14 protein-coding genes are annotated in these 13,264 nt (G+C 67.6%); 4 read left to right on the top strand and 10 right to left on the bottom strand.

Going from position 1 to position 13,264, the window contains the following annotated elements; all coding sequences use genetic code 11:
• Positions 1–15: 15 nt before the first annotated feature.
• Positions 16–933 carry an alpha/beta hydrolase gene (locus RCO27_RS08460; protein WP_309002238.1) on the bottom strand — a complete coding sequence of 306 codons (918 nt, stop codon included), beginning with the start codon at positions 931–933 and terminating at the stop codon, positions 16–18.
• Between the two features lie 65 nt (positions 934–998).
• Positions 999–1,880 carry a LysR family transcriptional regulator gene (locus RCO27_RS08455; protein WP_309002237.1) on the bottom strand — a complete coding sequence of 294 codons (882 nt, stop codon included), beginning with the start codon at positions 1,878–1,880 and terminating at the stop codon, positions 999–1,001.
• 116 nt (positions 1,881–1,996) lie between these two features.
• Here RCO27_RS08455 and RCO27_RS08450 point away from each other — a divergent pair, with 116 nt between their 5' ends.
• Entirely contained in the window at positions 1,997–3,544 is a 1,548-nt protein-coding gene (locus RCO27_RS08450; RefSeq protein WP_309002236.1) for an MFS transporter, read from the top strand.
• Here RCO27_RS08450 and RCO27_RS08445 read toward each other — a convergent pair.
• The 8 genes from RCO27_RS08445 to RCO27_RS08410 form a co-directional block, all read right to left on the bottom strand.
• Positions 3,501–4,727 (bottom strand): argininosuccinate synthase, encoded by a 1,227-nt coding sequence (locus RCO27_RS08445; protein WP_309002235.1) that lies wholly within the window; start codon positions 4,725–4,727, stop codon positions 3,501–3,503. The two genes, RCO27_RS08450 and RCO27_RS08445, sit on opposite strands and share 44 nt — an antisense overlap.
• 102 nt (positions 4,728–4,829) lie before the next feature.
• Positions 4,830–5,312 (bottom strand): arginine repressor, encoded by a 483-nt coding sequence (argR, locus tag RCO27_RS08440; RefSeq protein ID WP_309002234.1) that lies wholly within the window; start codon positions 5,310–5,312, stop codon positions 4,830–4,832.
• Between the two features lie 121 nt (positions 5,313–5,433).
• Positions 5,434–6,300 carry an ornithine carbamoyltransferase gene (argF, locus tag RCO27_RS08435; protein ID WP_309002233.1) on the bottom strand — a complete coding sequence of 289 codons (867 nt, stop codon included), beginning with the start codon at positions 6,298–6,300 and terminating at the stop codon, positions 5,434–5,436.
• Positions 6,297–7,169 carry an acetylglutamate kinase gene (gene argB, locus RCO27_RS08430; RefSeq protein ID WP_309002232.1) on the bottom strand — a complete coding sequence of 291 codons (873 nt, stop codon included), beginning with the start codon at positions 7,167–7,169 and terminating at the stop codon, positions 6,297–6,299. Before argB ends, argF begins: the two co-directional genes overlap by 4 nt.
• Entirely contained in the window at positions 7,166–7,300 is a 135-nt protein-coding gene (locus RCO27_RS08425; RefSeq protein ID WP_309002231.1) for a hypothetical protein, read from the bottom strand. The genes argB and RCO27_RS08425 overlap by 4 nt, the downstream gene beginning before the upstream one ends.
• Positions 7,297–8,460, bottom strand: coding sequence for a bifunctional glutamate N-acetyltransferase/amino-acid acetyltransferase ArgJ (gene argJ / locus RCO27_RS08420; RefSeq protein WP_309002230.1), 1,164 nt, complete (start codon positions 8,458–8,460; stop codon positions 7,297–7,299). Before argJ ends, RCO27_RS08425 begins: the two co-directional genes overlap by 4 nt.
• A complete protein-coding gene (gene argC / locus RCO27_RS08415; RefSeq protein ID WP_309002229.1) occupies positions 8,457–9,458 on the bottom strand; it encodes an N-acetyl-gamma-glutamyl-phosphate reductase in 1,002 nt (333 codons plus the stop codon). Before argC ends, argJ begins: the two co-directional genes overlap by 4 nt.
• Before the next feature lie 106 nt (positions 9,459–9,564).
• A complete protein-coding gene (locus RCO27_RS08410) occupies positions 9,565–9,810 on the bottom strand; it encodes a hypothetical protein (RefSeq protein WP_309002228.1) in 246 nt (81 codons plus the stop codon).
• Positions 9,811–10,042: 232 nt separating this feature from the next.
• Here RCO27_RS08410 and RCO27_RS08405 point away from each other — a divergent pair, with 232 nt between their 5' ends.
• The 3 genes from RCO27_RS08405 to RCO27_RS08395 all read left to right on the top strand — a co-directional run bounded on the left by RCO27_RS08405 (position 10,043) and on the right by RCO27_RS08395 (position 13,249).
• On the top strand, positions 10,043–11,287 hold the full coding sequence (locus RCO27_RS08405; protein WP_309002227.1) for an acyl-CoA dehydrogenase family protein: 1,245 nt from the start codon (positions 10,043–10,045) through the stop codon (positions 11,285–11,287).
• Positions 11,288–11,290: 3 nt separating this feature from the next.
• Positions 11,291–12,376, top strand: a complete 1,086-nt coding sequence (locus tag RCO27_RS08400; protein WP_309002226.1) for a Zn-dependent alcohol dehydrogenase — start codon at positions 11,291–11,293, stop codon at positions 12,374–12,376.
• A gap of 96 nt (positions 12,377–12,472) precedes the next feature.
• Complete coding sequence (locus RCO27_RS08395) at positions 12,473–13,249, top strand: SDR family oxidoreductase (protein WP_309002225.1); 777 nt, start codon at positions 12,473–12,475, stop codon at positions 13,247–13,249.
• The last annotated feature ends 15 nt before the right edge of the window (positions 13,250–13,264 follow it).

Below are 13,264 nucleotides of genomic sequence, written 5' to 3'. Positions count from 1 at the left end.
GGAGTCACGCCGTCTTCAGGCCTCGGCGGTCTCAGGCACGCGCTCTGCGCTGGCCCGCGCGTGGACGCGGCCAAGGAAATCCCGGATCAGCGGCACGACGGCGTCGAGATGGGTCTCGAGCAGCCAGTGGCCGCCATCGTCGAACATGTGGAGCTCGGCGTCGGGCAGGTCGCGCAGGTAGGCGCGCCCGGACGCCTCCGGCATGTAGCCGTCGCGCGGCCCCCACAGGATCAGGGTCGGCGGCTGGTGGGTGCGCAGGTAGGCCTGATAGCGGCCGAACCAGTCGAGATTGGCCTTGAGCCCTTCCATCAGCGCCACCGAGATCGCGCGCCGTTCGGGCGTGTCCATCAGCGGCCAGTGCAGCTTCCACAGGTCCGGGGGGATGCGCGCGGCCACTTCGGGCGACACATGGTTCAGGAATTCCTCGCGGAAACCCTCCTCACTCACCGCGTCGACCAGCTTCTGACGCTTTTCGGGTGTGGGGCTGTCGAAATGGTCGAGCAGGGCGTGGTACTGGGGGCCGAGCGTGTCGCCGTAGATGTCGCCGTTCTGGATGATCAGTCCGGCGATGCGGGCCGGCGCGTGGATCGCGAGCCTCAGGCCGATCTGCGATCCGTAATCGTGCAGATAGAGGACGAACCGGTCCACGCCGAGTGCCTCGACGAAGCGGTCGAGAAACTCCGTGTAGCTCTCGAAATCGGCCGCGGCCGGCGTGTCCGAATAGCCGAAGCCGGGAAAGTCCGGCGCGAGCAGGCGCCAGCGGTCGGCGAGTCGCGGCATCAGGTTGCGGAACTCGTAAGACGAGCAGGGATAGCCGTGTGGCAGCAGCAGGGCAGGGGCGTCCTCACGGCCCGCCTCGCGGTAGAAGATGCGCTGGTCGCCCAGATCGAGCCAGCGGTGGCGGACGGCATCGGGGTCGGCGGCGGCAGTCATGGCGGGCTCCTTCCGGTCCGCCGGTCAGAACCCGCCGCCGCGGCGTGCGGTTCCGGCCGGACGCTCTACCGGCCGGTCGCGGGCGCCTCCGCTGCTTCCATGCCGGTCAGCATCTCCCCGAAGGCGCGGGCGGCGGGGGAGCGGCGGCCGTCGCGGCTCCAGATCAGCCGGAAATCCGCGTCGGGGAGGGGCGGCAGGCCATAATGACCGTCGATGCGCCGCATCCCCGGCTCCAGATCGTCGCGCATCAGCACGGCGGCGGCGAGGCCGGACTGCACCGCGGCGCGCAGGCCATGTTCGCTCGGCGAGGTGAAGGCGATGTGCCAGTCGAGGTCGGTCGCCTCCAGCGCCGCCACGCCGACCTGCCGGTTGAGGCAGTGCGGCGGATGGAAGGCGAGGGGCAGGGAGTGGCCCTCGGCCAGCGCGAAGGTTTCCGCCACCGCCCAGACGAAATGGGTCCGCCTCAAGAAGGTGCCGGTCTCGCCGTCCCGGTCACCGGCGACGAAGAGCACCACCGCCAGATCCAGCTCTTCGGCCGCGATCATCGTGCTGAGATCGAGATAGGAGCTGACCTGCACGTCGAGCCGCACCGCCGGATAGGCGCGCGAGAATTGGCAGAGCAAGGCCGGCAGCCGCGTTCCCATGAACGTCTCCGGCACGCCGAAACGCACCACGCCGGCCACGGCCGACGGCCGGAACCGCCGGGTCAGCGCGTCGAGCCCGGCGAGGATCTCCCGCGCATGGGTCAGCAAATCCTCGCCATCCTCGGTCAGGGTCAGCTGGCGGGTCGTGCGGAAGATGAGCGAGCGGCCGAGCTGCGCCTCCAGCCGGCGGATCTGGTGGCTCACCGCCGATTGCGAGAGGTGCAGCCGGCGCGCGGCGCGGGTGAAGCCGCCGGCCTCACTGACCGCGACGAAGGCGCGCAGCAGCGTGGGATCCACATCCATGGCGATCAATTAATGACGGACCATCATGAATACTACAAAATAAAATCATTTCCGTCATGCCGCTGCCGCCCCCAGATAGCGCCGCATCCGTCCGCCACGCGATGAAAGGCCGCCCGATGCCCCTGCCCGATGCCCGAAGGAACGCTATCGCCCTCATCGCCGTCTGCCTCGGCGCGCTGATGTTCGGGCTCGAGATCACCTCTGTCCCGGCGATCCTGCCGACGCTGGAGCGGCTGCTGCACGGCGATTTCACCAGCCTGCAATGGGTGATGAACGCCTATACCATCGCCTGCACCACCGTGCTGATGGCGACCGGCACGCTCGCCGACCGGTTCGGGCGCAAGCGGGTCTTCCTGGTCAGCATCGCCGCCTTCGGAATCACCTCGCTGGTCTGCGGGCTCGCCGCGGACATGACCATCCTCATCGTCGGCCGCTTCCTGCAGGGCATGGCCGGCGGCGCGCTCCTCATCTGCACCGTCGCCATCCTCTCCCACCAGTTTCCGGACGGGGTGGCGCGCAGCCGCGCCTTCGCGGTCTGGGGCGTCGTCGCCGGCATCGGGCTCGGCTTCGGCCCGGTGATCGGCGGCGCGATCCTGACCTGGCTCGGCTGGCAGTGGGTCTTCCTCATTCACGTGCCGCTCGCCCTGCTCGCGATCGGGCTCGCCTGGGGCGCGGTCACCGAGTCGCGCGATCCGGAGGCGAAGCGGCTGGACATGGCCGGGATCGTCACCCTCTCGCTTGCCGTCTTCGGCTTTACCTGGTGCATCACCCAGGGGCCGGCGCGCGGCCTCGGTGACCCGGTGATGCTCGCCATCCTCGCCGGCGCCGCGGTCTGCCTTGCCCTCTTCCTGGTCGCCGAGACGCGGCAGGCCCATCCGATGTTCGATTTCTCGGTCTTCCGGATTCCGGCCTTCTCCGGCGCGATCTTCGGCTGCATGGGGATGAACTTCAGCTACTGGCCGCTGATGATCTACCTGCCGATCTACTTCCAGATCGGCCTCGGCTACGACAGCGTTACCGCCGGCCTCAGCCTGCTCGCCTACACCCTTCCCACCCTCGTCGTCCCGCCGGTCGGCGAGCGGCTCGCGCTGCGTTACGGGCCGGGGCGCACCATCCCGTTCGGCCTGTTCACCATCGGCCTCGGCTTTCTGGCAATGGCGATCGGCACGATGGGCGCCAGCCCGGGCTGGATCACCGTCCTGCCCGGCGCGCTGATCGCCGGCATCGGCATCGCCCTCACCAACACGCCGGTCACCAACACCACGACCGCGGCGGTGCCGGCGAGCCGCGCCGGCATGGCCTCGGGCATCGACATCAGCGCCCGGCTGATCACGCTCGCGATCAACATCGCACTGATGGGCGTGCTGCTGGTCGAGGGGATCGTCGCCGGGCTGAAGCGCGCGATGCCGGCGGAAAGCGACCCGGCCGGGCTGCGCGCCCTCGCCGAGGGCATCGCCGCCGGCAATGCCGGCGCGCTCGAGGCGGGAACCGGCGCCGCCGTGCAGACGGCGCTGGCCCAAGGCTTCCGCCTCATCATGCTCTATGGCGGCCTCGGCGTCTGGCTCCTTGCCGGCTTGAGCTTCCTCGCCTTCCGCGCCGGCGCGGCCGGGCGGACGTCGCTCAGCCCTTGCGCCGTTCCCGCTTCGCCGCAATCCGGAGCCTGAGCGCGTTGAGGCGGATGAAGCCGGCGGCGTCGCGATGGTCGTAGCCGCTCTGGCCCTCCTCGAAGGTGACGAGGTCCTGATCGTAGAGCGACAGCGCGCTTTCCCGCCCGATCATGGTCGCGTTGCCCTTGTAGAGCTTCACCCGGACCTTGCCGGAGACATGCTCCTGGCTCTTGTCGATCAGCGCCTGCAGCATCTCGCGCTCCGGCGCGAACCAGAAGCCGTTGTAGATCAGCTCCGCATAGCGCGGCATGATCGAATCCTTGAGGTGCATCGCGCCGCCGTCGAGCGTGATGCTCTCGATGCCGCGATGGGCGGCGAGCAGGATGGTGCCCCCCGGCGTCTCGTAGACCCCGCGCGACTTCATCCCGACGAAACGGTTCTCGACCAGATCGAGCCGGCCGATGCCGTTGTCGTGGCCGAGCTGGTTGAGCCTGGTCAGCAACGTCGCTGGCGACAGCCGCTCGCCGTCGATCGCGACCGGGTCGCCTTTCTCGAACGCGATCTCGATCACCGTCGCCTGGTCCGGCGCGTCCTCGGGCGCGATGGTGCGCTGGTGGACATATTCCGGCGCCTCGACCGCCGGATCCTCCAGCACCTTCCCTTCGGAGGAGGAGTGGAGGAGGTTGGCGTCGACCGAGAAGGGCGCCTCGCCTTTCTTGTCCTTGGCGATCGGGATCTGGTGCTTCTCGGCGAAGTCGATGAGCTGCTCGCGGCTCGCGAACTCCCATTCCCGCCAGGGAGCGATGACCCGGATGTCCGGCTCCAGCGCATAATAGCCCAATTCGAAGCGGACCTGGTCGTTGCCCTTGCCGGTCGCGCCGTGACAGACCGCGTCGGCGCCGACCTGACGGGCGATCTCGATCTGGCGCTTGGCGATCAGTGGCCGGGCGATCGACGTGCCGAGCAGATATTGCCCCTCGTAGACCGTGTTGGCCCGGAACATCGGAAAGACGTAATCGCGGACGAACTCCTCGCGCAGGTCGTCGATGAAGATGTTCTCGGGCTTGATGCCGAGCAGCTCGGCCTTCTTGCGCGCCGGCTCGACCTCCTCGCCCTGGCCGAGATCGGCGGTGAAGGTCACCACCTCCGCGCCATATTCGGTCTGCAGCCACTTGAGGATGATCGAGGTGTCGAGCCCGCCCGAATAAGCGAGGACGACCTTCTTGGGTTTATCGGTCATTCTTCCACTCCGTCATTCCAGCGAAAGCTGGAATCCCTTTGCCTTCAGCGGCTTCGGGGAAAAGAAACTGAGATCCCGGCTTTCGCCGGGATGACGCGGGGATCAGGCATAGCTGATTTTCTCCTGCCCCATCATCCGCTCGAAGCGAGCGATGAGAGCGGGAAGGGGATGGCCGTCGCGGACGACCAGGAAGAGCGTGTCGTCGCCGGAGACGGTGCCGGCGACTTCAGGCAGGTCGCTGTGGTCGATCGCCGAGGCGACGAGATGGGCGGAGCCGGGCGGCGTCTTGAGCACGATCATCTGGCCGGCGCCCTCGATCGAGATCACCCATTCGCTGAGGATGCGGGCGAGGCGGCCGGCGGTCCAGTCGGTCGCGCCGATCTGGTCCGGAAGTGCGTAGGACAGGACGCCGCCGCGCTTCACCTTGACCGCACCGAGCTGCTTGAGATCGCGCGACACCGTCGCCTGGGTGACCTCGAAGCCCAATGTTTTCAGGCGCTCGGTGACCTCCTCCTGGCTGGCGAGCGTATCGCCCCGGATCAGGTCGGCGAGCGCCCGCAATCGTCGGGAGCGGGTGTCGGTCATCGCTCCGTCTCGCCGCTGTTCCCGATCGTCACCCCAGCGAAGGCTGGGGTCTCTTTGGGAAATGCCGAGGCCCTCCGTCCCGAGATGCCAGCCTTCGCTGGCATGACGAAGAAGGGGTTCATCACCGTACCCCCGTCAGCCACGCCAGCGCGCCCCGCGCCGTGTGCATGCGGTTCTCGGCCTGCTTCCAGACGGCGCTCTTCGCGCTCTCCATCACGCCGTGCGTCACCTCCTCGCCGCGCCGGGCGGGGAGGCAATGCAGGAAATGGGCGTCGTTCGATTTCGCCATCAGCGCCTCGTTGACCTGATAGGCGGCGAAGGCCTTCAGACGCTTCCCGGTCTCGTCGTCCTGGCCCATCGAGACCCAGACGTCGGTGTAGACGATGTCCGCGCCGGCCACGGCCTCGGCCGGATCGGCGACCTGCCGGACGCCGTCGGGGGCGTCGGAAAGATGGTAGCCCTGCGGGCTGGCGAGGCTCAGCTCGGCGCCGACCGCGACGCAGGCCTGGGCGAGGCTGCGCGCGACGTTGTTGTCGGCATCGCCGACATAGGCGACGCGCACGCCTTCGAGATGGCCGGTCAATTGCTTTATGGTTAAAATATCGGCCAGACCCTGGAGCGGATGATCCTTGTCCGACAAGAGGTTGAGGATCGGTGTTGAGACAGAGTCTGCCATGCGGACGAGATGCTGGTGCTCGCGCACCCGCGCAGCGATGACTTTGTGGTAGCAGGCGAGTGTGCGGGCCACGTCCTCGGCCGTCTCGCGCGTGTCGATGCCGACCTCGTCCTTCTGGATGTAGACGGGATGGCCGCCGAGCTGGACGACCGCCATCTCGGTCGAGTTGCGGGTCCGGGCGGACGGCTTCTCGAACACCAGCGCCACGCCCTTGCCGGCGAGCGGCCGGCCGAGATCGGCGCGCTCGGAAAGCGCGAGGATTTCCGCGACACCCTCGGGCCCGAGATCGGCGATGGTCAACAGGTCGGTCATGCGGCGTCCTTCTGCACCATCGTGCCGATGCCCTTGTCGGTCAGCACCTCGATCAGCAGCGCGTGGGGCACGCGGCCGTCGATGATGTGGGCGGAGCCGACTCCACCCTCGACCGCATCGGCGCAGGCGCGCAGCTTGGGGATCATGCCCTTCGATACGCTCTCGTGGCTGATCCGGTCGCGCAGCTCGGAAAGGGTGAGGTGGGTGACGAGGCTGCCCTCGTCCGCCGGATCCTCGAGCAGGCCCGGCGCGGCGGTCAGGTAGACGATCTTCTCCGCCCGCATCGCCACCGCGATCGCCATCGCCGCCTCGTCGGCATTGATGTTGTAGGGCTGGCCCGCGGGATCGGCGCCGACCGTCGAGACGACCGGGGCGAGGCCCTGGTTGAGCAGGCCGATCAGCCGCTCCGCCCGGACATGGGTGACATCGCCGACGAAGCCGAGCGCCGCATCGCGCGGGGTCGTGACGAGCAGGCCGCCATCCTCGCCAGCGACGCCGACCGCGACCGGCTCGTCGCCGGCCTCGCGGTTGATCGTCGAGACGAGGTCGCGGTTGACCTTGCCGACCAGCACGGTGCGGACGATGTCCAGCGTCTCCTCGTCGGTCACGCGCAGGCCGTCCCGGAACTCCGGTTTCTTGCCGAGCTTCTTCATCATCGCGTCAACTTGCGGCCCGCCACCATGGACGAGCACGCAGCGCACGCCGACCGAGCGGAGCAGCAGCACGTCCTGGGCAAGCGCGCGGTCGAGCTCCTTGTCGATCGCGGCGCCGCCGAGCTTCACGACGACGGACTTGCCGGCGAAGCGCTGGATATAGGGCAGGGCCTCGACGAGGACCTCGGCGATCAGGGCCGGGCTTCTGCTGCTCATGACCAGCTCCCCATCACCCCGGCGAAGGCCGGGGTCCAGTCGGAGTCAGTCTGGATTCCGGCCCCTTCGACGCCGCCTGCGGCGTCGCTCAGGACATGCTTCGCCGGAATGACGAAAGTAGAAGTGCTCATGACGTGACCGAATTTTCCTTGATGTAGCCGGGGCCGAGATCGATGCCGATCACCTGCGCAGTGCCGGTGCCGCCGGTGCCGACGTTCACCTCGATCTCGATCTGCTCGTTCTTCATGTGGGCGGCGACGGCGGCGCGGTCATGATCGATCTCGATCCCGCCGCGCGAGACGGCGATGCCGCCATAGGCGACCGCCGAGGCTTCCGCCTCGAAGGCGACACCCGCCGAACCCGCCGCACCGAGCAGCCGGCCCCAATAGGGATCGGAGCCGTACCAGGAGCATTTGACGAGGTTGTTCTCGGCGATGTTCTTCGCCGCGGCCCGCGCTTCGGCGTCGGACGCCGCGCCGGTGACGCGCAGCATCACCATCTTGGTCATGCCCTCGGCGTCCTTCGCCATCTTGAGGGTCAGCTCCTCGCAAACCTTGTGGACGGCGTCGGCGAACTCGGCGAGGTCCGGCGCGCCGGCCCGGCCGTTGGCGAGCAGGATCACCGTATCGTTGGTCGAGGTCGCGCCGTCGACGTTGAGCGTGTTGAAGGTGCGGTCGGCGGCATCCTTGAGGATGCGCTGTAAATCCTCGCGGGGCACGTCGGCATCGGTGGTGAGATAGGCCAGCATCGTCGCCATGTTCGGCGCGATCATGCCGCAGCCCTTGGCCATGCCGCCGACGGTGAAGGTCGAGCCCTTCACCACCGCCTCCTTCTCCACATGGTCGGTGGTGAGGATGCCCTTGGCAGCTTCCACTCCGCCCGCGACCGACAGTCCTCCGGCCAGCTTCGGCACGGCCGCGAGGATCCTGTCCATCGGCAGCGGCGTGCCGATGATCCCGGTCGAGGAGACGAGGACATGCGCCTTGTCGATGCCGAGCGCGTCGGCGGCGGCCGCGCTCATCGCCTCGGCATCGGCCATGCCCGCGGCGCCGGTGCCGGCATTGGCGTTGCCGGAATTGACGATGATCGCCGCCGCCTTGCCGCCGGTGTCGGCGAGCCGCTGGCGGTCGAGCACCACCGGCGGCGCGACGAACCTGTTCTGCGTGAATACGGCGACGGCGGTCACGGCCTTGCGGTCGTCGGTAGCGATCAGCGCCATGTCGGGCTTGGCGAACTTGATGCCGGCATGGAGGCCGAAGGCGACGAAGCCGGGGGCGGCGGTGACGCTCATGGCCAGACTCCGACGCGGGCCAGCCCGGCACTCTCGTCGAGGCCGAGCATGAGGTTGGCGCACTGGATCATCTGGCCGGCGGCTCCTTTCACGAGATTGTCGAGCGCGGCGATGGCGAGGACCCGCCCGGTCCGCTCGTCATAGCGCGCGGTGATATGGACGGCGTTCGAGCCCAAGGTCCATTTGACCGAGGGCGACCGTTCCGAGACGTGGACGAAAGGTTCGTCGGCATAGGCCTCGGCGAGGGCGGCGAGCGGGTCGCACGGCCCCTTGGCCATCGCCGTGCAGGTGGCGAGGATGCCCCGGTTCATCGGCGCGAGATGCGGCGTGAACAGCACGCGGCCGCCGAGCTCCATCTCCATTTCCGCGGTGTGGCGGTGCGAGAGCAGGCCGTAGGCGGTGAAATTCTCGTCCACCGTGTTGAAGTGAGTGTCGTCCTTGAGCCCTTTTCCGGCGCCACTGACGCCCGAGGCCGCACTGACGTTGATCGTGTCCGGATCGATCAGGCCGAGCAGCGGCTTCAGCGCGAGGATCGTCGTCGTCGGGTAGCAGCCGGCAGCCGCCACCGTCTTCGACGCGGCGATCGCGTCGCGATGCAACTCGGGGATACCGTAGACGAAGCGGTCGAGCAGCTCTGGCGCCTCGTGCGGCTCCTTGTACCAGCACTGATAGGTGGCCGCGTCGTTCAGCCGGAAGTCGGCGCCGAGATCGACGAAAGGGATGCCGCGTGCGACGATCTCGGGCGCGACACGCTGGGAATGACCGTGCGGCAGAGCGGCGAGGACGAGGTCGATATTGTCCAGTGCCGCCGGCGCAAAACGCTCGACGACCGAATCCGGATAGACGAGGGCGAGATGCGGGTGGACGCTCGGCAGGGCAGCGCCCGCCTGGCTGTCGCCAAACAGTCGCATAGGGCGAATAGAAGGATGTCCGGCGCAGAGCCGCAGCAGCTCCGCCCCGACAAATCCTGACGCACCGAAAATCGCGGCCTTGATCATGCGGCACGTATGCGCATTAGTGCATAATTATGCAATACCTGATGCAAAAGAAAAGCGCTCCGGCCGCAGGGACCGGAGCGCCGTTCTAACAGCGTGAGCCAGGAGCCTACGGGCTGCTGGGCTCGTCGTCGTCGGTGAGCTCGATGATGCCCCAGATGGCGAGGCCGAGCACGATCGCGCCGATGACCCAGATGCCGGCGCCGCCGGCCATCTGGTTCGCGTCCTGCGTGTCAGCACCGGCCCGGGGGGCGGCGCTGGCAACGCTGAGCGACTGCGCAGACTGAGCGTGAGCCACAGTGCTGGCGGTCATGAGCGAGAGGGCGGCAAGAGCCGCCAGCTTCTTGGAAAGCATTACTTCCTCCCTGCGAAACAGGTGCTTCGGGCGAAGCACCCAGGAGGTCGCATTACATAATCTTCGCGAAACTTCCATTACATTTTTTGCGCCGCGGCGGATGAGCCGTGCGAAACGCGCCGTAAGATTGCGGTAAGCCTCTCTGGAACCCCGTAGAACTGCGGTACGTCTGGCGCAAAACGTCCCTTTCTGACAGTGAGGAAGAGGGCCTGAAGGAGGGTGAGACGCCGGCATGGATTTTTCCCTTACGGAACGCGAAGCTTATTTCCGGGACCGGGTCCGCGACTTCGTCGAGACGCTGATTCGCCCACGTGTCGGCGACTACAAGACGCAGCTCGACACTGGTGATCGCTGGCAGCCGTTGCCGGTGATCGAGGAGTTGAAGCCTCAGGCCAAAGCGGCAGGCCTGTGGAACCTGTTCATGCCGCCCGGCCATGCGCTCAAGCATGTCGACGAGACCTTTACGTTCGAGGGCACCCAGCTCTCCAATCTGGAATATGCGCTCTGTGCCGAGGAGATGGGCCGCATCCCCTGGGCGAGCGAGGTGTTCAACTGCTCGGCGCCCGACACCGGCAACATGGAGGTGCTCCACCGCTACGGCACAGGCGAGCAGAAGGAGGACTGGCTCCGTCCGCTGATGAACGGCGAGATCCGCTCCGCCTTCCTGATGACCGAGCCGGCCGTCGCGTCCTCGGACGCCACCAATATCGAATGCCGGATCGCGCGCGACGGCGACGACTATGTCATCAACGGCCGCAAATGGTGGTCCAGCGGCGCGGGCGATCCGCGCTGCAAGGTCGCCATCGTGATGGGCAAGACCAGCCCCGACAATCCAAAGCACCAGCAGCAGTCGATGATCCTGATGCCGCTCGACGCGCCGGGCGTGACGGTCGAGCGGGCGCTCACCGTCTTCGGTTATGACGACGCGCCGCACGGCCATATGGAGGTCGAACTGAAGGACGTCCGCGTGCCGGCGTCCGCCATGCTGCTCGGCGAAGGCCGCGGCTTCGAGATCGCGCAGGGCCGGCTCGGGCCCGGCCGCATCCACCATTGCATGCGCACGATCGGCGCGGCCGAAGAGGCGCTCGCGGCGATGGCGCGGCGCCTGCAAAGCCGCGTCGCGTTTGGCAAGCGCATCTCCGAGCACAGTGTCTGGGAGCAGCGCATCGCGGAGGCGCGCATCGACATCGAATGCTCACGCCTACTCTGCCTCAAGGCCGCGGACATGATGGACAAGGCCGGCAACAAGGCCGCGCAGGCCGAGATCGCGATGATCAAGGTCAAGGCACCGCGCATGGCCCTGAAGGTCATCGACGATGCGATCCAGGCGCATGGCGGCGCCGGCGTCAGTCAGGACTTCGGCCTTGCCGCGAGTTATGCCGGCATCCGCACCCTGCGCCTCGCCGACGGGCCGGACGAGGTCCATGCGCGTGCCATCGCCAAGCTCGAATATGCGAAGCACGCGCCGCAGGACTGAGGCATGAAGGCGGCATTTCTCGAGGCGGCGGGCCAGCCGCTCGTCATCGGCGAGGCCCGGCTGGACGATCCCGGTCCGCGCGAGGTCCGCATCCGCACCGTCGCCTGCGGCCTGTGCCACTCGGACCTGCACTTCATCGAGGGCACCTATCCGCACCCGATGCCCTGCATCCCCGGCCACGAGGCGGCGGGGATCGTCGAGGCGGTGGGGAGTGAGGTCCGCACGGTGAAGCCGGGCGACGCCGTCGTCACCTGCCTCTCCGCGTTCTGCGGGCACTGCGAATTCTGCGTTACCGGGCGGATGGCGCTTTGTCAGGGGGGCGACACCCGACGCCCGAAAGGCGCGCCGCCGCGCATCACCCGCGACGATGGCACGCCCGTGGCGCAGATGCTGAACCTCTCCGCCTTCGCCGAGGAAATGCTCGTCCACGAGCACGCCTGCGTCCGTATCGATCCGGACATGCCGCTCGACAAGGCGGCGGTGATCGGCTGCGCGGTGACGACCGGGGCGGGCACGATCTTCAACGTTGCCAAGCTGACGCCGGGCGAGACGGTGGCGGTGATCGGCTGCGGCGGTGTCGGCCTCGCCACAGTCAACGCCGCTAAGATCGCCGGGGCCGGGCGGATCATCGCCGCCGACCCGGTTCCCGAGAAGCGCGCGTTGGCCGAAAAGCTCGGCGCCACCGACACGATCGACCCCCTGGCCGACGACGCGGCCAAGCAGATCGTCGAGCTGACGAAGGGCGGCGTCGATCACGCGATCGAGGCGGTTGGCCGCCCCGCGTCCGGCGTGCTGGCGGTGAAGGCGCTGCGCCGCGGCGGCACCGCGACGATCCTCGGCATGATGCCGCTCGATCATCAGGTGGGCCTGGGCGCCATGGACCTGCTGTCGGGCAAGAAGCTGCAAGGCGCCTTCATGGGCGCCAACCGCTTCCCGGTCGATATCCCGCGCCTCGTCGATTTCTACCTGCGCGGGCTGCTCGATCTCGACAGCATCGTTGCCGAGACGATCCCGCTGGAGCAGGTCAACGAAGGGTTCGAGAAGATGAAGACGGGCGAGGCTGCGCGATCGGTGATGGTATTCAATTAGTCGTCACCCCAGCGAAGGCTGGGGTCTCGGCGGATGAAAAACGCGGCGGTTGGTCTCTCTGAGATGCCAGCCTTCGCTGGCATGACGGAGGAAAAAATGTCGCTGTTCGACCTCAGCGGGAAGGTCGCCATCATCACCGGATCGTCGCGCGGCATCGGCCGGGCGATCGCCGAGGCGATGGCCGATCAGGGCGCCAGGGTGGTGATCTCCAGCCGCAAGGCCGACGCTTGCGCCGAGGTCGCCGATGCGATCAACGCCAAGCATGGCGCCGGCACCGCGATCGTCGTGCCGGCCAGCATCTCGTCCAAGGAGGAATTGCAGCGCCTGGTCGACGAGACGCGGGCACAATTGGATAAGATCGACGTCCTCGTCTGCAACGCCGCCTCCAATCCCTATTACGGCCCAATGGCGGGGATCACCGACGACCAGTTCCGCAAGATCCTGGAGAACAACGTCATCGCCAACCATTGGCTGATCTCGATGGTCGCGCCGGAAATGGTGGAGCGCAGGGACGGCTCGATCATCATCGTGAGCTCGATCGGCGGCCTCACCAGCTCGACGATGATCGGCGCCTACAACATCTCCAAGGCGGCGGATTTCCAGCTCGCCCGCAACCTCGCCGCCGAGTTCGGCCCGTCGGGCGTCCGGGTGAACTGCATCGCGCCGGGCCTGGTGAAGACCGATTTCGCCCGTGCGCTCTGGGAAAATCCGGACACGCTGAAGGCGGTCACCCGCCACACCCCGCTCCGCCGCATCGGTGAGCCGCACGAGATCGCCGGCGCCGCCGTCTTCCTCGCGTCGCCGGCCTCCACCTTCATGACCGGCCAGACGATCATCGTCGACGGCGGATCGACGACAGGGGCGGGGCTGTGAGCCTTACCCGTCATT

It is taken from the genome of Sphingosinicella sp. LHD-64, assembly GCF_031157375.1.
Taxonomy (GTDB): domain Bacteria; phylum Pseudomonadota; class Alphaproteobacteria; order Sphingomonadales; family Sphingomonadaceae; genus Allosphingosinicella.
The sequence above is the reverse complement of the archived record's forward strand: the minus strand, read 5'-3'. Positions and strand labels throughout refer to the sequence as shown.